Source organism: Rhizobium sp. 18055, from assembly GCF_902706285.1.
In the GTDB taxonomy this organism is placed as follows: Bacteria; Pseudomonadota; Alphaproteobacteria; order Rhizobiales; family Rhizobiaceae; genus Rhizobium.
The window spans coordinates 1-700 of record NZ_CACSKD010000078.1 but is presented as its reverse complement, the minus strand read 5'-3'; the positions used below and the strand labels follow the sequence as shown (position 1 = coordinate 700).

The 700-nt window shown below is 70.4% G+C and carries 1 protein-coding gene; it reads left to right on the top strand.

Annotation, left to right across the window (positions count from 1 at the left end):
* Positions 1–541 (top strand): LysR substrate-binding domain-containing protein (locus GVL52_RS31505; protein WP_244619320.1); only part of this gene is annotated, 541 nt, incomplete at its 5' end.
* Between the last annotated feature and the right edge of the window lie 159 nt (positions 542–700).

Sequence of the window (700 nt, the reverse complement as noted above, 5' to 3'; positions counted from 1 at the left end):
GCGCTGGCCGCAGATCCGCGTGGACCTGCAGGTCTCCGCGCAACTGCTGAGCCTTGCGCACCGGCAGGCCGACATTGCGTTTCGCAACGTGCGGCCGGACACGCCCGACCTGGTGGTGCGGCGCGTGGCTTCCTGGCCCGTAGGGCTGTTCGCCAGCGCTGCCTACCTGGAGCGCTTCGGCCAGCCCCTGCCCGAAGATGAGTTGCGCGGACACCACCTCGTCGCCTACGCTCCGTACCTCGAGAACGCGTCCTGCCTCACCCTGGCCGGCGTCCCCGCCCGCCAGGGCCGCATCGCCGCCGCCGTGCCTTCCAGCCTGATGGTGCGCAAGGCCGTGGCGGCCGGCATCGGCGTCGGGGAAATGCCGCTGTGGATGGGGGAGCGCGAGGGGCTCGTCCGCCTCTGGCCGGACCGCCGGCGCGCGCACGACTACGACGTGTGGATGGTGATGCATCCGGATCTGCAGCGCACGGCAAGGGTGCGGGCGGCGGCGGAGTTCCTGTCGGAGGCGGTGCAAGGAATGGATGGGAGGGGTGTCTGACCCGAGGCCTGCGCCTGCTGCAGACGGCTCCCACGGGTATTGCCCCCGTGTCCTCACCTCTCTTTCCTCCTAAGCTCCAGTCTCCATCCCATCCACTTTCGGAGACTCTCGAATGCGCTTGCGCACCTGGCTCACCGCCGCCGCCGCCCTGGCCTGCAC